The 19,705-nt window shown below is 38.9% G+C and carries 19 protein-coding genes and 1 tRNA gene; 13 read left to right on the top strand and 7 right to left on the bottom strand.

Going from position 1 to position 19,705, the window contains the following annotated elements:
• Positions 1-17: 17 nt before the first annotated feature.
• Positions 18-305: a DUF493 family protein gene (locus BFP75_RS16270; RefSeq protein ID WP_099546415.1), complete on the bottom strand. Its 288-nt coding sequence runs from the start codon at positions 303-305 to the stop codon at positions 18-20.
• An 88-nt stretch (positions 306-393) separates the two neighbouring features.
• On the opposite strand from BFP75_RS16270, the gene BFP75_RS16265 reads away from it, so the two are divergent.
• From BFP75_RS16265 to BFP75_RS16245, 5 genes are all read left to right on the top strand, one after another.
• Positions 394-954, top strand: coding sequence for an AAA family ATPase (locus tag BFP75_RS16265; RefSeq protein ID WP_099546414.1), 561 nt, complete (start codon positions 394-396; stop codon positions 952-954).
• Entirely contained in the window at positions 955-2,862 is a 1,908-nt protein-coding gene (locus BFP75_RS16260; RefSeq protein ID WP_099546413.1) for a RecQ family ATP-dependent DNA helicase, read from the top strand. It begins immediately after the preceding gene.
• Positions 2,850-3,797, top strand: a complete 948-nt coding sequence (gene fmt / locus BFP75_RS16255) for a methionyl-tRNA formyltransferase (RefSeq protein WP_099546412.1) — start codon at positions 2,850-2,852, stop codon at positions 3,795-3,797. Before BFP75_RS16260 ends, fmt begins: the two co-directional genes overlap by 13 nt.
• Before the next feature lie 177 nt (positions 3,798-3,974).
• Entirely contained in the window at positions 3,975-4,247 is a 273-nt protein-coding gene (locus BFP75_RS16250; protein ID WP_094998880.1) for an HU family DNA-binding protein, read from the top strand.
• 111 nt (positions 4,248-4,358) lie between these two features.
• Complete coding sequence (locus tag BFP75_RS16245) at positions 4,359-4,919, top strand: YqgE/AlgH family protein (protein ID WP_099546411.1); 561 nt, start codon at positions 4,359-4,361, stop codon at positions 4,917-4,919.
• Positions 4,920-5,329: 410 nt separating this feature from the next.
• Here BFP75_RS16245 and BFP75_RS16240 read toward each other — a convergent pair whose 3' ends face one another.
• Both BFP75_RS16240 and BFP75_RS16235 read right to left on the bottom strand, forming a co-directional pair.
• Positions 5,330-6,175 carry an aminotransferase class IV gene (locus tag BFP75_RS16240; protein ID WP_099546410.1) on the bottom strand — a complete coding sequence of 282 codons (846 nt, stop codon included), beginning with the start codon at positions 6,173-6,175 and terminating at the stop codon, positions 5,330-5,332.
• 52 nt (positions 6,176-6,227) lie between these two features.
• Positions 6,228-6,611 (bottom strand): START-like domain-containing protein, encoded by a 384-nt coding sequence (locus tag BFP75_RS16235; protein WP_099546409.1) that lies wholly within the window; start codon positions 6,609-6,611, stop codon positions 6,228-6,230.
• A gap of 133 nt (positions 6,612-6,744) precedes the next feature.
• Between BFP75_RS16235 and BFP75_RS16230 the strand changes: the two genes are divergently transcribed.
• Positions 6,745-6,818 (top strand) — tRNA-Met (locus tag BFP75_RS16230).
• Between the two features lie 588 nt (positions 6,819-7,406).
• Here the strand turns inward: BFP75_RS16230 and BFP75_RS16225 are convergent.
• The 4 genes from BFP75_RS16225 to BFP75_RS16210 all read right to left on the bottom strand — a co-directional run bounded on the left by BFP75_RS16225 (position 7,407) and on the right by BFP75_RS16210 (position 9,588).
• Entirely contained in the window at positions 7,407-7,943 is a 537-nt protein-coding gene (locus BFP75_RS16225; RefSeq protein ID WP_099546408.1) for a hypothetical protein, read from the bottom strand.
• Between the two features lie 33 nt (positions 7,944-7,976).
• Positions 7,977-8,513, bottom strand: a complete 537-nt coding sequence (locus BFP75_RS16220) for a hypothetical protein (protein WP_099546407.1) — start codon at positions 8,511-8,513, stop codon at positions 7,977-7,979.
• A 127-nt stretch (positions 8,514-8,640) separates the two neighbouring features.
• A complete protein-coding gene (locus BFP75_RS16215) occupies positions 8,641-9,276 on the bottom strand; it encodes a hypothetical protein (protein WP_099546406.1) in 636 nt (211 codons plus the stop codon).
• Positions 9,277-9,279: 3 nt separating this feature from the next.
• Positions 9,280-9,588 (bottom strand): hypothetical protein, encoded by a 309-nt coding sequence (locus BFP75_RS16210; RefSeq protein ID WP_099546405.1) that lies wholly within the window; start codon positions 9,586-9,588, stop codon positions 9,280-9,282.
• A 137-nt stretch (positions 9,589-9,725) separates the two neighbouring features.
• On the opposite strand from BFP75_RS16210, the gene BFP75_RS16205 reads away from it, so the two are divergent.
• The 7 genes from BFP75_RS16205 to BFP75_RS16175 all read left to right on the top strand — a co-directional run bounded on the left by BFP75_RS16205 (position 9,726) and on the right by BFP75_RS16175 (position 19,697).
• Complete coding sequence (locus BFP75_RS16205) at positions 9,726-10,034, top strand: DUF6660 family protein (RefSeq protein WP_099189899.1); 309 nt, start codon at positions 9,726-9,728, stop codon at positions 10,032-10,034.
• Between the two features lie 125 nt (positions 10,035-10,159).
• Positions 10,160-14,581 carry a CusA/CzcA family heavy metal efflux RND transporter gene (locus BFP75_RS16200; protein ID WP_099546404.1) on the top strand — a complete coding sequence of 1,474 codons (4,422 nt, stop codon included), beginning with the start codon at positions 10,160-10,162 and terminating at the stop codon, positions 14,579-14,581.
• Between the two features lie 6 nt (positions 14,582-14,587).
• The gene (locus tag BFP75_RS16195; RefSeq protein WP_099546403.1) at positions 14,588-15,817 is read left to right on the top strand and encodes an efflux RND transporter periplasmic adaptor subunit; all 1,230 of its coding nucleotides are present in this window, start codon (positions 14,588-14,590) and stop codon (positions 15,815-15,817) included.
• A gap of 6 nt (positions 15,818-15,823) precedes the next feature.
• Positions 15,824-16,465 (top strand): cation diffusion facilitator family transporter, encoded by a 642-nt coding sequence (locus BFP75_RS16190; RefSeq protein ID WP_099546402.1) that lies wholly within the window; start codon positions 15,824-15,826, stop codon positions 16,463-16,465.
• On the top strand, positions 16,458-16,880 hold the full coding sequence (locus BFP75_RS16185) for a Fur family transcriptional regulator (protein ID WP_099546401.1): 423 nt from the start codon (positions 16,458-16,460) through the stop codon (positions 16,878-16,880). The genes BFP75_RS16190 and BFP75_RS16185 overlap by 8 nt, the downstream gene beginning before the upstream one ends.
• A 27-nt stretch (positions 16,881-16,907) precedes the next feature.
• Entirely contained in the window at positions 16,908-17,699 is a 792-nt protein-coding gene (locus BFP75_RS16180) for a cation transporter (protein ID WP_181898143.1), read from the top strand.
• Positions 17,700-17,732: 33 nt separating this feature from the next.
• Positions 17,733-19,697 carry a heavy metal translocating P-type ATPase gene (locus tag BFP75_RS16175; RefSeq protein ID WP_099546400.1) on the top strand — a complete coding sequence of 655 codons (1,965 nt, stop codon included), beginning with the start codon at positions 17,733-17,735 and terminating at the stop codon, positions 19,695-19,697.
• The last annotated feature ends 8 nt before the right edge of the window (positions 19,698-19,705 follow it).

The following is a 19,705-nucleotide window of genomic DNA, read 5'->3' as shown; positions in this document are numbered from 1 at the left end:
ATTGGTGAAATACTATTTTACAACGAGATTACACCCTCTATGGCCCCTACTTCCTTGTATTTGGCTATGACTTCATCTGGGTCCTTTAAGTTAACCGTAATCGATACACTGGTATATTTTCCTTTTTTGGACTTCTTGGATTCGATTACCGCCCCCATATTATCGAATATATTGTGGATTGCCTTAATTTTTTCTTGGTCTGACAACACAATGAACTTATATAGGTAATTGGAAGGCCATGAACTTGTGGCCGTTAACTGCTCTTTTAATTTATTGTAAAACGCATCAGAATTCTTTTCCGCCATTACTTCATTTTTTTACAAAGATACGGGGAAATGCCTAGTTTTTTAATACCTACCGTTTCCGTATTTTTACAGGATAAATCTATTTTTTTTGGACTTCAAAAGAATTGTTATAACAGGCGCCCCTGGCACTGGAAAAACTTCGGTAATTAAATCTTTGGAAAATTCAGGATACCATTGTTTCCATGAAATTATTCGAACCATGACCCTTGAGGCAAAAAAATATCAAGATCCAAATGTAATCCTTAGCAATCCTATTGATTTTGTAGACGATTCATTGTCCTTCAACCAAACTCTTTTACAAGGTAGATTGAAACATTTTAAAGAAGCCGAAACCGTAGAAAAAGAACTACTTTTCTATGATAGGGGAATGCCGGATGTCCTAGCCTATATGGATTATTTTGGACAGGCCTATGACGAAGCGTTTAAGGATACTTGCAAAAACAATAAGTATGACCAAGTGTTCATCCTACCCCCATGGGAGGAAATCTATGTACAGGACAATGAACGGTTGGAGAGCTACCCCCAAGCCGTAGACTTACATATCCATCTTGAGGAGACTTACCGCTCCTTGGAATATGATATTCTAGAAGTACCTTTTGGAAGCATATCGGAACGATTGAATTTTATATTAAAACGGACAAAGGGATAAGTGAGCTTGGAACCACATAAAGTACTGAGGGAATATTGGGGCTACCTTCATTTCAAGGGCCCTCAAGCGTATATTATTGATACAATCCTGAACGGTAGGGACGTTTTGGCGTTAATGCCCACCGGAGGAGGAAAGTCCATCTGTTTTCAAGTGCCCGCCATGGCAACTGACGGTATCTGCATTGTTATTTCCCCTTTGATATCATTGATTCAAAACCAAGTATCCCAATTAAAAAGTCTTGGAATAAAGGCCATTGGAATGACCGGGAGCCTGAAATTTGAAGAAGTCAATGATATCCTTGACAATTGCGTGTATGGCGGTTATAAGTTTTTATATATGTCCCCGGAACGCTTGGAGCAAGAGATAATCCAAGAGCGGATCCGCCAGATGGACGTTAATTTTTTTGTGGTGGACGAGGCGCATTGTATTTCGCAATGGGGACACGATTTTCGTCCGGCGTACCTAAAATGCCAACTTTTAAGGGAACTCCACCCCGAAGTCCCCATGATTGCCTTGACGGCAACGGCCACCCAAAAAGTCGTATTGGATATAGTTGAACAATTGGAATTAATAAACCCTTTAATTGAAAAGCAATCGTTTTCACGAAAAAACATATCCTTTAAGGTAGACACCCATGAAGACAAGCGATTTCAATTAAGGCATTATTGCAAACAACTTAAAAGTAGTGGAATAGTGTATACCCGGTCACGCAAGGTGACGGAGGAATTAAGTACCTATTTAACGAAAAACGGCATTTCGGCTACCTTTTACCATGGAGGGATTCCAGAAAAGGATAAAAGGGATAAATTGAAAAGTTGGCTACAGAATGAAATAAAGGTCATGGTAGCGACCAACGCCTTTGGAATGGGTATTGACAAACCGGATGTTTCCTTGGTCGTACATTATCAGATACCGGACTGTATCGAGAATTATTTTCAGGAAGCCGGAAGGGCCGGAAGGAACGGTGAGATGGCAGAGGCCATTTTATTTACCAATAAAACGGATGAAGAACTTGCAAGAAAGCAGTTTCTTAGTGTGTTACCGGATGTTGCCATGGTAAAGTTCATCTATAGGAAACTGAGCAATTATTTTCAAATCGCCTATGGCGAGGGAAGCAATGAGGCTTTCCGTCTAAATTTCAATGAGTTCTGCGATGTATATCAGTTGAATACCCTAATTACGTACAATACACTAAAAATACTCGATAGAAATTCTGTCATCGCGCTATCAGAATCTTTCAATCGCATGTCCAGTGTGCAATTTATATGCTCCAAGGATTCGCTTTTGGAATATTTGAAAAGGAATAGCTTTTTGGACGATAGTGTAAAATTGATATTAAGGACCTATGGTGGAATTTTTGAAAACCATACGGTCATCAACACCTTTACTTTGGCCAAGAAACTGAATTATCCTGAAAACAAAGTGCTGGGGCACCTTGAAATTCTTGATAAGGATGAAATAATTGAATACCATGCATCACACAGTGATCTTGAACTAACCTTTTTAGTACCAAGGGAAGATGACCAGACCATCAACCGGTTTGCAAAAAACATAGAGGAACAGAACCAATTGAAAAAGGCCCAGGTCGAGGCCATGCTGGAATATATAGACAAAGATCAGGTATGTAGAAGCAAACAATTATTGCAATATTTTGGTGAGAAAGATTTACTGCCGTGTGGTATCTGCGATGTGTGTTTACAAAAAAAGGATCGGACGGACGAATTAATGGATTTGAAACAAAGAACGATTGGTTTGCTTAATAACAAGGAAGCTTCCTCAAGATCATTAGTAACTTTGCTTAAATGCAATCCAGATTCCTTGTTGATGATTCTACAAGAGTTACTGGAAGACGGGATTATCATGATTAACGCCAAAAATGAATATAAAATCATCGCATGCGAGAATTAAGAATTGTTTTTATGGGGACCCCGGATTTTGCCGTGGGGATATTGGATGCCATCGTTAAAGCCAATCATACCATAGTGGGCGTGGTAACGGCCCCGGATAGACCTTCTGGGCGCGGAAGAAAATTGAATGAATCCGCAGTAAAAAAATATGCCATGGCAAATGGCCTTCCTATCTTACAACCCACCAATCTAAAAAGCGAAGACTTTTTAAAGGATCTAAAGGAATTGAATGCCAACCTTCAGGTAGTGGTTGCTTTTAGAATGCTGCCCAAGGCGGTTTGGCAAATGCCAGAATTAGGGACATTTAACCTACACGCGTCCTTGTTGCCAGATTACAGGGGTGCGGCTCCTATCAATTGGGCCATCATCAATGGGGAAACAAAGACAGGGGTGACCACTTTTTTTATAGATGAAAAAATAGATACAGGTGCCATCATACTTCAAAAAGAAATGGATATTCTTGCCGATGAGGACGCGGGTTCCCTACATGACAGATTAATGATACTGGGTGCCCGTGCCGTTCTCGAAACTTTGGGTAGGATCATTGCGGGTGATTTGGATACCACGGTACAAGAAAGCACCGCCGATTTAAAAGTGGCCCATAAAATTCATAGGGAAACTTGTAAAATAGACTGGAACCTTCCCCTGAATAAAATTTATGATATGATCAGGGGGTTGAGTCCATACCCCGCCGCATGGAGTATACTTTATAATGAGAGTGACGAGACAATTATTAAGATTTATAGAACATCCAAGGAAGCATCAAAGCATTCCTTGGAAAATGGCACCTTGATTTTTGATAAAAAAGAAATAAAGGTCGCCGTTAAAAATGGTTTCCTACATCTATTGGAAGTGCAACTTCAAGGAAAAAGGAAAATGAACGTAGTCGATCTCTTAAACGGACTTAATTTATCAAAAAATGCCCATCTTGGCTAAAGCCCCGTCCCTATTGGGATAGCTGAGCACGTAAAAAATGTCCTACTTTATCAACAAACCTCCTGAGTTATCAACAAAATAAGGGATTTGCGCCTGTTTTACTTGTGTTGGTCATAAATCCATATAAATTTGTTCTAAGGTTTAAAATTATTTAACAACAATTAATTTAATCACATTATGAACAAAACAGAATTGATCGATGCAATGGCAGCAGACGCGGGCATCACTAAAGCAGCGGCTAAAAAGTCATTGGAGTCTTTCTTAGGAAATGTTGAAGGTGCTCTTAAAAAGGGCGATAGAGTTTCTCTAGTTGGTTTCGGATCTTGGTCCGTATCTAAAAGAAATGCAAGAGAAGGTAGAAACCCATCTACAGGTAAAACTATCCAAATCGCAGCTAAAAACGTTGTTAAGTTTAAGGCAGGTTCTGACTTAAGCGATGCAGTTAACTAAAAAATGCACGATTATCATAATTAAAAGGCACTTTTTAAGTGCCTTTTTTTATTTCCCATTTGGTTAATTAACAGGAATTGTATTATTTTAGATAATATCAGGTAGCTAAAAATGGTCCATTTAAAGCCAAATAAAGGTAAGTTGTTAATTGCAGAACCTTCGTTGACCGGAGATGTTTCATTTAATAGGTCCGTGGTGTTATTGGCAGAACATAATGAAGAGGGGTCCGTAGGATTTATTCTGAACAAGCCTTTAGAATATCAAATTAGCGATCTTATAACAGAAATCTCCATGCCATTTCAAGTGTATAATGGTGGGCCCGTAGAGCAGGATAATCTATATTTTATTCACAAGGTGCCGCATTTGATTGATAATAGTGTGGAAATATCCGATGGTATATACTGGGGCGGGGATTTTGATAAAACCGTCGACCTTATAAATAATCATATCATTTCCGAAGACGATATCAGGTTTTTTCTTGGATATTCAGGATGGTCGTCCCTTCAGTTGGACAAAGAACTTTTGTCCAAGTCTTGGATCGTCGTCAAAAACGAATACCAAAGTCAAATCATCAAAAAATCGTCCGGGGCTTTTTGGAAGGAAAAAATGTTGGAACTAGGTGGGGATTATCTTCTATGGTCCAATGCACCCGAAAACCCAAGTCTTAATTGAGCGATTCCAGTTAGCAGTTAGCAGTTAGCAGTTAGCAGTTAGCAGTTAGCAAAGTTCAACTACCCCAATAATTAAATACGAAATTACAGGTATAAAGTATCTAAATGATGTTCTGTGAAAGGTATCCCTTTTGTAACTATTAAGATATTCAATATATCCGTTCCGGTTAAGAAATGAGCAAAAGCTTACGCCGTTACTTTTTCTGTGACGAAGCAGTAATGTTTACAAATAGCTTGGTTTCCTTGCAATTTGCACAATGAAGGCATCGGGTAAATGAATCAGTACATTGGTAGGTTCTTAAATTGGACATTGTATTGATAACTAAATACGTAAAGGTTACCCTATTTTAATATCTATGGCCGGTTATCTAAATAAAAGTTGGGATGTAATTTTTTTTTGGATTTTGCAGATTAAACGGTCAATCTAGCAAGGACATTCAATCTTCCCACAAGCTTTTTTGCAATATCAGAATTGTACTCCTTTTTGCGGTATTTGGTCACTGGAATAATGCCGCTAATAGTATTGGTGATAAAAATTTCATCTGCCTTTTGAAGTTCAAAAGGAGAAATACTTTCTTCCACCACTTTTAGATGTTCATCATCCTTTAAAGCAGAAATCAATTTTTTTCGAATAATGCCATCCAAACAACCATCTTTTAAGGGCGGTGTCTTAATGGTATTCCCAGAAACCAAGAATAAATTCCCGTTAATGGCCTCCACTACAGACTTTTCAAGGTTCAACAGCAAACAATTCGCATAATCATTTTCCTTGGCAAATGTTCCTGCAACCACATGTAGGACCTTATTGTTCGTTTTTAAATTGGCGAGCATGCCCTTATTCACAAAGAAGTCCTTAAAAAGTTCCACTTCATAAGGTAATTCGTCCAAAACATAAAACGGGGTTTCTAGTTTTTTGGCACTCACCACATAGGAAGTATCATTGGTTTTTGGAGTATATAGCCCCCCACTATTTCTAAACACGGAAAAGCGGATTCTATGACCTTGGGCATTTTCGTTTGCCCGCGTGGTTTTTTTGATTTCATCTTCAAAGAATTCCATCGTAAAATTCATGGGGATTTCCATACGTAAAATCCGCATGGAGGACATGAGTCTCAAATAATGATCTTCAAGAAAATAAATATGGCCATTTACAACTCGAATAGTCTCAAAAAGTGCATCACCGTATAAAAAACCACGATTGTCATGGTTTAAAATAGTATCGTCATCCCTATACAGTTCACCATTAAAATTTATCATAAAAAAAGGCCTTTACATTAAAGGCCCAAAGATACGGTTTACCAAGGGAATTTTATTTTGAACCAAGTACCTGCTTTAAATCGGATATTTGATTTTCCCATAACATTTTTGCCTCGTCAACTTCGTCTTCCTCCGCAAAATCGGTAATGAACAGAGAAACATCCTTAGTTATTTCGTCCACAATAATCTTCATTTCAAAATAGGAATCATCATTGCTTTCAGTCCAAGAAAACCGTACAAACTCATCGGATTTTCTTTTTAATAATTTGGCCTCTTCCTCGGCACCGTCCCAAATGAACATATATTTTTCACCCCTGGAATTGACATTATCGGCAAACCACTCGGAAAGTCCTGAGGGAGTCACCAAATATTGATACAACAGTTGGGGAGAAGATTGTATAACGTATTCTATCTCAAATTTAATTTTATCGCTCATTCGATCATCTTTATGCGCCCAATATATATATTTCTACATGATAAAAAAATAAAAGAAGCTTATTATTTTTTAGCCGACTAATGTTGATGAACAAAAAATTAAACTCTATATTTGCAGCCGCAAAAAATACCATGGCGAGGTAGCTCAGCTGGTTAGAGCGTCGGATTCATAACCCGGAGGCCGAGGGTTCAAGTCCCTCTCTCGCTACAAATAAACAAAGGAAAACCCAAGATTAGCCTCTTGGGTTTTTTTCTTCTGTACAACATATGTACAACATTTATTGAAATAAATCTTCCCATAAAAATCAATATCAATCTATTGATATACAGCGTTAATAAAATTTAAAAGCTGAAAGAACCGGACTTTTACCCAAAAGTCTTGCCAATCTCACCTATTGATTTGATATGTAGTCCGATGTCATTTTAAAAACATGGGGAGTAATCGTTTTACACCACTATAGATAATAGTGGATGAGCCGGTCAAATTGAACCACGAGCACCGGATTAACGTGAGCATAGCAATAATTATTGAAACTGCTGATATAGGTTAGGCTGCCATGCGTATTTAAGTGGTAAACTTTACCCGGCGCGGGCGGTATACTATGTCCGGCGTTTGCACTTCATCAGGCAATACCGTTTTTAAAAAGGACTCTGGTAATTTCGCGAATGTTGCTGTAGATGTTCAACTCGATACATTTTATCACTATTTAGAAAATGTATTTTCTATGTAGCCTTCCATAAAAAGGGTAGGGTTATACTTTAAACAGCATTAAGTTTAAGCATAGATTTAATCGTTTTATTGAACTTTATTTGAAATAGCTATCAACCTTTCCAAGGCGTTATTCATTTCGTTCTTATAAATAACTACATTCATGTTTTTTTGAAACCATCTTTCTAACTGTAACATTTGTCCCCCTGCTGTCCATGATGTCCCTTCAACTAGGTTTTTTTCAAAGGAGAAATAGTACCACCAAACAAAGACTTCACCAAAGAGATCTGGTGCAATTTGATTGTCAATTTTATCATATTTTATCGCCAACCATAATCTTTGGTAAAATCTCATGATCATATATAAACTAATGGTCCTAACTTCGTTATTGCCATGGAACTCTTCTTCCCAAAGCTCATCATAGTTTTTGTTAGGGTGATTTTTAATCAACAAGTAGGCTTCACTTCGATATTTTGAAAAAGACGTGCTATTAAATTCTTTATGAAACTCAAAAGTCTGATTGGATTTTCTAGATTTCGAGGCAAAGTAATTAGCAGAAGTTGCTCCAATTAAGGCTCCAATCACGCCGGAAATTACTGGAATAAGATTAAATCCTTCTGTCATCCTTAATTTGAACTTTAACCCAAAATGGCTATTTTAAAATGAATATTCCATTCCGTTGATAAATGTTTTTATTTCAAAAGCCTTATCAGACGTACCAGTTTCAATACATAGAAATATTCCAAGTTTATATTTTAAATCATTGCCATAATAATCTGTTGTGTACGCCGACAACTTTATTTCATCATATTTGAAATCTGACTTGTTGGTTGATTTTTTTACTTCTATGATACATAAATTATTTTCATTTGATCCTCTTTTGTGGATAATAACATCGGGGAAGACTGCCCTATTTATTAAATCTTGTCCGCTTAATTCCTCGCTTCTTTTTATGAGATTGTTTTCTTTCAAATTACGCTTGACAGCGACTATTCGTTTTTTACCGCCTTCACTATCAATATTCCCATTGTACTCACAGTCTACATTATAACCAAGAAAGTTCCTCTGTAGATGCTCGGCCAGTTTATGAGTAATACACTGCTCGCTCAAATCATTTTCAATCAACCATTTATCGTACTTGAAAAGAGAAGTTAGGGACTTGTTAAATATTTTAAGTATATCAGATATCTCCATTCTCTATGGTTGTCATCTCAGTTTTTACACTCATAATCCTTTATTTGTACTCTCAGTTAAAGTTACGACATCTGAATTACCAGGAGCTGAAAAAAGGAAAAGCTACACTATTAGGGAAGGATACAGATCAATTTCCATAAATAGTCCATGACAGGTTCCCTCGCTTCTTGTTCTTAGATTTTTCTATCTTTTCAATTATTGATTTTCTATGTGCGGCACCACACATAAATATTGCAGAACTGAAATTGTTATTGATGCAATAGGAATAGATATTATGCATCATGGGCTTTTCATAGGCTTCAATGTCGGCCATAACTGTTTTATCTAACTCGGTATTATTTAAAATCAAACTTTCCAACACCCTCATATCTTCTTGAAGATTTATACATTCCAGACTATTAAGGAATTCAAATCCATTTCCTGCCGCTAAATAATTAAAATTATCAATCAATTTTCGTAGTTCTGTATTTTGACTAACTAACTTGATTTTTTTATGAAATGCATCTGATAGTCCATTTTCACAGACAGGTATATATTGAAAGGAAGTATTGTAGTTATATTTCTGAATTGCGGAAATTTCCAATTTACCATGAAATACCCCATATGTCGAAAACAAATAATTTTCATATTCTGAATAAGTTTCTTCTATTGCCTCCAAAAAAATCACATCTGGACTTAATTTATTGATAATCTTATATAATTCATGAGCATTACTTTTTCCAATTTCCTTGTGAATCGTGCTTATGAAAGTGATATTACCCATCTTTTATTTAGAGTTTAACAATTTTGTTTTTTCCAAACGTTCCTTGAATTCAATTAGCTTTGGACGAATATCTTCTCTACCGGTTTCGATAAGTGATTGAAATACAGACACCGCTTTTTCAAGGACTCTAATTTCTTCTCTAGAATATTTTCCTTTCCTATAAAGGATTGCTAGTCTTCTATAGGGAAAGCTTCCTTCAAAACTTTCAGAAATATTGGCCTCATATAGTGCTTTGGCTTCTAATACCCTTCCTTCTTTCTCTAACCTTTTGCCCATCAGATTTCTCTGAACCATTGTATCGAAACTACTCATCGTTTTTTTGAACTTTCAATATAAGACATCAAGATAAGCAGAAATCAAACAATGCCGAAAAAGGTTCCTTTTAAAAAACTACGCTCAAAGCCATTCTTTGCAACCCAATTGCACTATAATTCTTTTACCTTTGCAAGGTGAAATTTTTTGCGATTATATTATCCATCTACTTTCTGGCACTCAATTTCGTGCCTTGTAGCGATGCCAGCAGTGTTGATGAAGGCACACAGGTCGTTTCTGTAATGGATTTCGATGGCGAACACGGACAAGACTGTGAACTGTGTTCCCCATTCTGCCAGTGCCAATGCTGTCATTCACATACCATCGATTTCCGTTTGGCTATTTTTGAACCCATCGAGCCTATCGTTTCGCTAGAAAATTTTATCCACTTCGATAGTTTGGGCAAGGATATTTCACTTTCCCTTTTACAGCCACCTCGGGCATAATCCAGTTTTCATAGGATAGCTATATCCTGTTTTGACGTGTCCATCTATTGGATTCGTCAACATTGTGCATTGCTTTTTATTCAATGTGCTCAACAAGAATTTCAACTGAATTAACATCCTTATCTATGATTAACAAAATCATTGATTTTTCAATCAATAACAAATTTATAATCGGTCTGTTTACATTGACTCTTATAGGTGTCGGTATCTGGTCAATGGCAACGGTAAATCTTGGGTCTGTGCCAGATATTACCAATAATCAAGTGCAAGTCATCACACAATCGCCCAATTTGGGAACGGAAGATATTGAACAGTTCGTAACCTATCCCGTAGAACTATCTATGGGTAATTTACCAGGCGTTACAGAAATAAGATCTATCTCACGCTTTGGCCTTTCCGTAGTTACTATCGTTTTTGAAGACGATATGGGAACCTATCTTCCTCGACAGCTGGTACAGGAAAAACTAAACGAACTGGGCGAATCTATCCCTGAAAAATTTGGAAGTCCATCTATGGGTCCCATCTCTACTGGTTTAGGTCAGATCTATGAATACACTATAAAGCCAGAGGAGGGTTTTGAAAACAAGTATTCGCCTATGGAACTGCGCACCGTGCAAGATTGGGTTATCAAACGACAACTCACATTACTGGAAGGCGTGGTAGAGGTCAACTCTTATGGAGGCAGTATTAAACAGTACGAGGTCGCTGTCAACCCAGATAAGTTGAATAGTTTGGGTATTAGTATTTCACAAGTGTATGAGGCTCTCGCTCGGAACAATGTGAATACAGGCGGTGCTTACATAGAAAAAAATAAAATGTCAAATTTCATAAGAGGTGAAGGTCTTATTCGCTCTTTGGAAGACATTAAAGATATTTCGATTATTAACGAGGGCAACATTCCCGTAACTATTGGAGATGTTGCAACACGCGTCCATTTTGGGAATCAGGTACGTTATGGTGCTTTTACGCAAGACGGTAAGGAAGCCGTGGGAGGAATAATAATGATGCTAAAAGGTTCAAACCCTAATGCGGTTATTCAAAATGTTAAGAATCGTATGGCAGAAATTGAAAAATCCCTGCCAGAAGGTCTCACTATCGCCCCTATCATTGATCGTAGTGAGCTAATTGCCAGAACGACCGATACCGTTAAAACCAATTTACTGGAAGGCGCCCTAATCGTGATATTTGCCCTTGTTTTATTGTTGGGTAGTTTAAGAGGTGGCATCATAACGGCCACGACCATACCGTTGTCCTTGCTTTTTGCCTTTATATTAATGAAGCAATTTAATGTATGGGCAAACTTAATGAGCTTGGGAGCTATAGACTTTGGGATTATTATAGATGGTGCCGTGATTATTATAGAAGGAACGGTGTATGAGATCCAAAAACGGATTAGGTCTGGAAAGCTAAAATTCAATCAAGGCGTAATGGATAAAGTAGCCTATGATGCCGGAACCACGATGATGGGTTCTGCTTTTTTCGGGCAGATCATTATCCTTATAGTTTTTACACCTATACTTTTCCTTACAGGTGTAGAAGGTAAAATGTTCAAACCGATGGCATACACCTTTGGTTTTGCTATGATAGGTGCAATTATTCTGTGTCTTACCTATGTCCCAATGATGTCTGCGCTTTTTATGAAACCAGTTCAAAACACCAAAAGCTGGTTTGGCAAATTTGAGCGTTGGCTTGAAAAGATAAGTGATAAAATTATTGGTGCTATACATAGTGCTTATAAGCCATTATTAAAAGGTGCACTGCGGCTTAAGCTTATCGTGTTATCATCTTCTGCTGTTCTACTTATTATTGCTGGTTTTATATTTTCTAATATGGGTGGAGAATTTGTGCCGCAGCTCGATGAAGGAGATATAGCAATGCAGGCGTTTATAAGACCAGGAAGCTCGCTCACAGAATCCATTGAAGTTTCAAAGAAAATAGAAACTATCCTATTAGAAAATTTTCCTGAAATTAAAACGGTAACAGCACGTATAGGTGTGGCAGATATACCTACAGATCCTATGCCTATGGATATTGCAGATATGTACATCATTCTCAATAAGGATATGGACGAGTGGACAACTGCTTCTACTAAAGAAGGTTTGATTGAAGCCATAAGGGATAAACTGGATGATGAACTCGTCGGGGTTAATTTATCATTTACCCAACCGGTCGAATTAAGATTTAATGAGCTTTTAGAAGGCGTAAGAGAGGATATTGCAGTAAAGCTATATGGCGAAGATTTAGAGGTGTTATCAGACAAGGTTCAGGAAATGGCAGCTATTATAAAGACCGTTCCTGGCGCGGGCGATGTGAGTGCAGAACGTACAGCTGGACTACCACAAATGACCGTAAAGTTCAGACGAGATAAAATGGCGCAATATGGACTGGATATTCAAAAAGTAAATGATTACATAAGTACTGCTTTTGCAGGTGGTACCGCTGGCGTCATTTTTGAAGGCGAGAAACGATTTGATCTGGTGGTACGATTTGATGAAAGCCATAGAAAAAGTATTGATGACCTGCGCACGATGTACATCGATCTTAAGGATGGAAGCCAGGTACCCATTATTGAAATAGCAGAGATTGAATACGTGCCTGGACCTATGCAAATCTCACGTGACAATACGTATAGAAGAACCTATGTAGGTGTAAATGCACGAGGCAGAGATGTGGAGTCTGTTGTAAAAGATATACAACAAAAGTTAGATGAAGAACTGGACTTGCCATCAGGATATTATATTACCTATGGTGGAGAGTTTGAAAACCTACAAAGCGCTAAGGATCGTTTAACAATTGTTGTGCCCATCGCCCTGTTCTTGATATTTGTACTGTTATACTTTGCCTTAAAATCCTTTTCACAATCGCTAATGATTTACATCGCGATACCCTTGGCGGCCATTGGTGGTGTGTTTGCTTTATGGCTTCGAGATATGCCATTTAGTATTTCGGCAGGTGTAGGATTTATTGTGCTATTTGGTGTCGCAGTTCTTAACGGGCTGGTACTTATTAACCGATTTAATTCTTTAAAGGAAGAAGGTGTTACAAGCATAAAGGATAGAATATTTCAAGGGACTAAAGAACGTATTCGCCCCATTATGCTCACGGCTACCACAGATATTTTTGGGTTTTTACCTATGGCATTTTCCACATCAGCCGGTGCAGAGGTGCAACAACCGCTCGCTACGGTAGTTATTGGTGGGATGCTTACGGCCACCCTACTCACGTTGATAGTACTTCCTGTACTCTATATCTTTATAGAAAAGCGACGTGAGCGTAAAGACCAGAACAAGATTGGTTCGTTTAATCCGCAAGCATTGACCACGATTTTAATACTTGGTTTTATGTTAGGTGGTACCGCTTTGGCGAAAGCGCAACAAACACAAGCACCTGTGCCAGACCTCATTGTTCAGGATAGCATTACACCCATTACCTTATCTCGGGCTGTAGAAATTGCCAAAGAGAATTATCCAGCACTCAAGACGAGCCAACTCGAAATAGAAAGACAGAGCGCACTCACGGGCAATGCCTATGACTTCGGTAATACTAAAGTATTTACAGGTGGCGAAGAAGTGGCAGATGGTCAGGGCATTTATACCTTGATAGGTATCGGTCAACAAAATATTGATCTATTGGGAATAGGTGCCAAAAAACGCTTGCAACAACAACGCATCCAGTTAGCCGAAACAGCTTTTGACCTATCTGAAATCCAGATAGAACTGGAAGTCAAAAAAGCCTGGTCAGAAGCTTTTCAGGCAAAGAAGAAATTTGTTCTTTATCGAGAACTGGACAGCATTTATGGTCAATTTGCACAATCTGTAGAACTCAATTTTGAAGTCGAAGCCATTTCGAGACTGGAATATGCTGCTGCGCGCAATCAAGCGTTACAGATAACCAACAGGTTTCAGCAGGCAGAAACAGATTATTTAATCGCATTACAAAAACTCAATCTTTGGTTGACACCAGATACGATGTACACCGTAGCTGATGAATTTGAAGCTACCGAAATTTCGGTGTTAGAGACTGATGATACATTGGATGAACATCCCGAGTTATCGCTTTCGCGAAAGCGTATAGACGAAGCACAAGCAAGCTATGATGCAGCAAGGGCAAGCTTACTGCCCCAGTTTAATCTGCAAGGTGGCCTGCAACGTGTAAATGGCGATAGTGGTTTCTACACCTATCAGGCAGGGATTTCCATACCGCTGTTTTCTGGCCCAGACCGCAGCCGCGCAAAAGCTGCTAAACTGGATGCACAGATTGCAGAAACCAATGCCGCATTCAAACAACGCGAGCTGCAATCCCAATATACACAAGCACAGCAAAATTATACACGATGGCGAGATACTTGGTTTTTCTATAAAACCGAAGCTCTGCCACTTGCCATAGACCAGCGCAAAGGCGCATTGCTCGCCTACAAAGAAGGTGCGCTTGATTATGCAGCATTCACGCAAATTATACGTGATGCCATACAGACCGAAATGGATGCGCTGGACGCACTCGATAATTATTTAGAAGCCTTGTTTAAACTACAATATTTCCAAAACTAAAAAAAGATGAAAAAATTAAAATATATACCGATTACCACAATGCTTATGGCATTGACATTATTCAGCTGTGGCGAGTCAAAAACTGAAGATGGCCACGATGAAGCCACCCATTCTGAAACAGAAGAAAATCACTCTGAAGGGGAAGATGAAGAAGATAATATGGAAGGCGAAACTAAGGAAGTAATGCTCACGGCACAGCAGTTTGAAGCCTTACAGATGGAAATTGACACGCTCTCACAACGTTATATGAGCGGTTATGTAGAAGCAAATGGCACGCTGGAAGTACCACCCCAAAACGAAGCATCCATTACCGCCATAACAGGAGCAAATGTGGCATCCATAGAAGTAATAGAAGGTGATGAAGTGAAAAAAAATCAAGCGGTTGCCTATCTCTCACATCCCAGCATCATACAGATACAGAGCGATTACTTAAATGCACACAGCAACAGTCGGTTTTTAAAACAAGAATACGAACGTCAAAAAAGGCTTTATGAAGCTGGTGTGGCATCTGGTATGAATTTCCAAAAGGCAACGGCAGACTATCAGTCATCTACCGCAATGGTAAACGGGCTGGAAGCACAATTGCGACAGTACAACATCAATGTGAATGGCGTGCGCAATGGCACTATCTACCAGCGTGTTGCATTGCGCAGTCCCATTGCAGGGGTTGTAGAAAAAGTTTTTATAAAAACTGGACAATATGTGGAGCCACAGACCAACCTAATGGAAATAGTAGATACAGACCACGTACACGCAGATATAATGGTTTTCGAAAAAGATGTTGATAGGGTAAAGAAAGGTCAACAAGTACTATTTAGCGTTCAATCAAGACCAGGAACGGAACTCGTTGCCGAAATTTATTCAGTAGGAAAAACCTTCGAGCAAGATCCCAAAGCGGTGCACGTACACGCAGAAATTGAGAACAAAGGTGGTGGTCTTATCCCAGGAATGTACATTAAAGGTAGGATTGAAGTTGATAACGATGAAACCGCTGAAACCGCATTACCAGAAAGTGCCATTATTACAGAAGGTGGTAGGGATTATGTGTTTAAAGCGCAAAGGGAAGGCAACACTTGGAGTTTTATACCAGTAGAAGTCACTACGGGCGAGAAGGATGGTGACTGGATAGCCATACGTTTTTTTGAAACCCCAGACCCAAATACTCATTTTGCCTTTAATAATGCCTATTACCTTATGGGAGAGATGAAAAAAGGGGAACTTGGTGACGATGATTAAAATGGAATGAAAGAAAAAAGAAAGAAAAACTTAAAAGTAGCAAGAACCTTACAGATTTGGAACGTCATCTACGATGTTATTGAAGTTGCGGTCTCGCTTATTGCTGGATTTACGGCAAATAGTTCGGCTCTGATAGGTTGGGGATTGGACAGCACGATTGAAGTGGTTAGTGCGGGAACATTAGGCTGGCGACTACACGGCGAGATTAAAGGTATCGATGAAGAAAAAGTAAAACGAAGACAAAAAATCACGTTAAACGTAATTGCAGTTTCCTTTACGCTCATCTGTATTTTCATTTCCTACGATTCCATTACAAAGCTTATAAATAAAGAAACCGCAAACTGGAGCACGATGGGACTGATTATATTATTGGTTTCCCTGGTTGTAAATCCTATCCTGATCTATTTCAAAAGAAAGTATGGAAAGAAATTAGACAGTCCAGCCTTGCTGGCTGATGCTAAAGACACCTTTATTTGCTTATACCAAACCGTGGTCGTACTTATAGGATTGCTATTGGTCAACTGGTTAGGCTGGTGGTGGGCAGATCCTGTGGCGGCATTACTTATCGTTCCGTACGCTGCAAAAGAAGGCTATGAAGCCTACAATAAAGCTAAAAATATCAATTATAACATCGCGAAAAATGACTGAAATTGAAAAAACATTAAATGACCATAACGTGCGTCCCACCGCAATGCGCATCTTGATTTATAAGTATATGGCCGATAGGGATGCCGCCATCGCCCTGACTGATATTGAGAATGCTTTCGCAAAAGCGGATAGAACCACATTGTACCGAACCCTAAAAACGTTTGAAGAAAAAAACGTGGTGCATCACATAGATGACGGAACTGGAATCTCTAAATACGCACTTTGTGAAGAAGGCTGTAATTGCGAGATAGATCAAGATTTACACTTGCATTTTCATTGCACTAACTGTGACGAAACAGTTTGTTTAACGGAACAAAAAATCCCGCATATCAATTTGCCAGATGGATATTTGGCAGAGGATGTTAATCTCGTGGTTACGGGAATATGCGAAAAATGCAGCAGTAATTTACTTTAATAAACAAACGAACAAATTAGATTGATTTTGAAAAAAAGCACTTTTATAATAACTAAAATGGACTGCCCTTCAGAAGAGCAGATGATTCGGATGAAGTTAGAGTCTTATGCTCAAGTAAAACACTTGGATTTTGATATTCCAAACAGAAAATTGGAAGTATATCACGTGGACGACGTCAAGGCGATAAAAACGTCTATAGCCAGCTTAAAACTTGGGGATTCCTTAGAAGGAACCACAGAAGCCGAACCACCCGTAATGGAAGACCAATCCAAACAAAAAAGAATCCTATGGTGGGTCTTGGGCATCAACTTTGGCTTTTTCGTTATCGAAATGACCACCGGTTGGATTTCTTCTTCGATGGGTCTTGTGGCAGACTCATTAGATATGCTGGCAGATTCCATCGTATATGCATTAAGCCTATTTGCGGTAGGCGGTGCCATTTCAAGAAAAAAGAAGGTTGCGAAATACAGCGGATACTTTCAGATGGCATTGGCAACACTTGGGTTTGCAGAGGTCTTGAGAAGGTTTTTTAGCAATACCGAAACACCCTTGTTTCAATGGATGATTATCGTTTCAATTTTCGCATTGGCAGGTAATTTGATATCGCTCTGGCTCATCAACAAGGCAAAGAGTCAAGAGGCTCATATGCAGGCAAGTGCCATTTTTACATCCAATGATATTATTGTTAATGGTGGTGTTATAGTAGCTGGGGTGCTGGTTTATTTTCTGAATAGTAAATGGCCCGATTTAGTGATTGGCGGCATCGTTTTCACTTTTGTAATGCGCGGTGCATTGAGAATATTGAAATTATCGAAGTAGTTTTTAAAATGATATCAAACTTGATTAGAACATATGAAAAAGAAAAAAATAAACTTACGTGACTTAGAACCAAAAAAACAACAAGGCGAGCACAGTCACGACGATGGCCATAACCATAGCAGCCCTGAAGAAATTTCAAATTTTAGAACCTATCTACCGGCTATTTTCAGCTTTGTGATGTTGATAGCCGGAATCGCTATTGATTACTTTGATGCGTTTCCTTTCTTCAAAGGATGGATTCGCGTAGTATGGTACACGGTAGCCTATATCCCTGTAGGTTTTCCGGTGATAAGAGAAGGCTGGAAAAGTATTAAAAATGGTGATTTTTTTACGGAATTCTTCTTAATGTCCATAGCCACTTTAGGTGCATTTGCCATTGGCGAATATCCCGAAGGTGTTGCCGTAATGCTGTTTTATGCTGTGGGCGAACTCTTCCAAAATGCAGCCGTTAACCGAGCAAAAGGAAATATAAAAGCCTTACTTGATGTTCGTCCGAATGAGGCATTGGTTTATCGTGATGGCGATTTTGTTTCAGTAAATCCCGAGACTGTTGAGATTGGCGAAAAGATACAGGTGCGTGTGGGCGAAAAAGTTCCGCTTGATGGCATTCTGCTTTCTGAAAAGGGTTCTTTTAATACTGCTGCCTTGACAGGCGAAAGCAAACCTGATACTATTGCTAAAGGTGATACTGTTTTTGCAGGAAGCATAAATCTTGATGGCGTAATCGAGATTGAAACCACAAAAGAATTTAAAGACAGTTCCATTGCACGAATTTTGGATATGGTGCAGAATGCAACCGCCAGAAAATCAAAGACCGAATTGTTCATTAGAAAATTTGCACGGATTTATACACCAATCGTGGTATTCCTCGCTATCGGACTTACTTTTCTGCCTTACTTTTTTATAGATGATTATGTGTTTAGGGATTGGCTGTACCGAGCGTTGATATTCCTTGTGATTTCGTGCCCTTGTGCTCTGGTCATTTCCATTCCTCTGGGCTATTTCGGCGGTTTGGGTGCGGCATCTCGCAACGGTATTCTTTTTAAAGGTGCATCCTTTTTAGATGCAATGACCCAAGTAAACACGGTCGTAATGGACAAAACAGGAACCGTTACCAAAGGGGTTTTTAAAATCAAAGAAATCAATTCCTTCACATTTGAGGAAGCCGAATTTATGAAATACCTCATGGCGATGGAAGAACAATCCACGCATCCTATCGCAAAAGCGATTCTCGAATATAAAGCAGACGGTTCGGATTACGAGGCGACCGATGTTTCAGAAGTTGCAGGAAAAGGTTTAAAAGGAACGGTCAATGGGAAAACGGTATTGGTAGGTAATAAAGCTTTGATGACCTCAAATGGCATAGAAGTCCCTTCGGAAACAGATGGTATTGTAGAATCCATCGTTATGGTGTCCATAGATGGAACATTCGCAGGTTATGTAACCATTGCAGATGAACTGAAGGATGATGCGCACCAAGCCATTAAACAAATTCGAGATTCGGGAATTTCAAAGATTATAATGCTATCAGGCGACAAAGACTCAATTACACAACAGATTGCAAAAGAGTTAAATATCGATTGGGCAAAAGGTGGGTTGTTACCTGAAGATAAATTGAACGAAGTTGAAAAGCTCAAAAAACAACCTGATACGAAAGTCGCATTTATCGGCGATGGCATAAACGATGCACCCGTTTTGGCAGCAAGCGACGTTGGTATTGCGATGGGTGGTTTAGGAAGCGATGTCGCCATTGAAACAGCCGATGTTATCATACAGACCGACCAACCCAGTAAGATTGCAAGAGCGATTAAAATTGGTCGTTCAACGCGACGAATTGTCTGGCAAAATATTGCGCTTGCATTTGGTGTCAAGGTCATAGTCCTCATTCTCGGTGCAGGTGGATTAGCGACAATGTGGGAAGCTGTTTTTGCTGATGTGGGTGTGGCGTTTTTGGCTATATTGAATGCGATACGATTGCAGAAGATGGAATGGAATTAGTACATTCA

This window comes from Maribacter sp. 4G9, assembly GCF_002742265.1.
GTDB lineage: Bacteria > Bacteroidota > Bacteroidia > Flavobacteriales > Flavobacteriaceae > Maribacter.
Note: the sequence above shows the minus strand (reverse complement) of the source record. Positions and strands in the feature narration are given on the sequence as shown.

Bases quoted from the DNA above. Each gene is read 5' to 3' on its own strand.
- BFP75_RS16225 (WP_099546408.1), bottom strand. From the start codon at position 7,943: ATGACAGAAGGATTTAATCTTATTCCAGTAATTTCCGGCGTGATTGGA.
- BFP75_RS16215 (WP_099546406.1), bottom strand. From the start codon at position 9,276: ATGGGTAATATCACTTTCATAAGCACGATTCACAAGGAAATTGGAAAA.
- fmt (WP_099546412.1), top strand. From the start codon at position 2,850: ATGCGAGAATTAAGAATTGTTTTTATGGGGACCCCGGATTTTGCCGTG.
- BFP75_RS16240 (WP_099546410.1), bottom strand. From the start codon at position 6,175: ATGATAAATTTTAATGGTGAACTGTATAGGGATGACGATACTATTTTA.
- BFP75_RS16200 (WP_099546404.1), top strand. From the start codon at position 10,160: ATGATTAACAAAATCATTGATTTTTCAATCAATAACAAATTTATAATC.
- BFP75_RS16210 (WP_099546405.1), bottom strand. From the start codon at position 9,588: ATGAGTAGTTTCGATACAATGGTTCAGAGAAATCTGATGGGCAAAAGG.
- BFP75_RS16235 (WP_099546409.1), bottom strand. From the start codon at position 6,611: ATGAGCGATAAAATTAAATTTGAGATAGAATACGTTATACAATCTTCT.
- BFP75_RS16270 (WP_099546415.1), bottom strand. From the start codon at position 305: ATGGCGGAAAAGAATTCTGATGCGTTTTACAATAAATTAAAAGAGCAG.
- BFP75_RS16195 (WP_099546403.1), top strand. From the start codon at position 14,588: ATGAAAAAATTAAAATATATACCGATTACCACAATGCTTATGGCATTG.
- BFP75_RS16175 (WP_099546400.1), top strand. From the start codon at position 17,733: ATGAAAAAGAAAAAAATAAACTTACGTGACTTAGAACCAAAAAAACAA.
- BFP75_RS16250 (WP_094998880.1), top strand. From the start codon at position 3,975: ATGAACAAAACAGAATTGATCGATGCAATGGCAGCAGACGCGGGCATC.
- BFP75_RS16245 (WP_099546411.1), top strand. From the start codon at position 4,359: ATGGTCCATTTAAAGCCAAATAAAGGTAAGTTGTTAATTGCAGAACCT.
- BFP75_RS16185 (WP_099546401.1), top strand. From the start codon at position 16,458: ATGACTGAAATTGAAAAAACATTAAATGACCATAACGTGCGTCCCACC.
- BFP75_RS16190 (WP_099546402.1), top strand. From the start codon at position 15,824: ATGAAAGAAAAAAGAAAGAAAAACTTAAAAGTAGCAAGAACCTTACAG.
- BFP75_RS16220 (WP_099546407.1), bottom strand. From the start codon at position 8,513: ATGGAGATATCTGATATACTTAAAATATTTAACAAGTCCCTAACTTCT.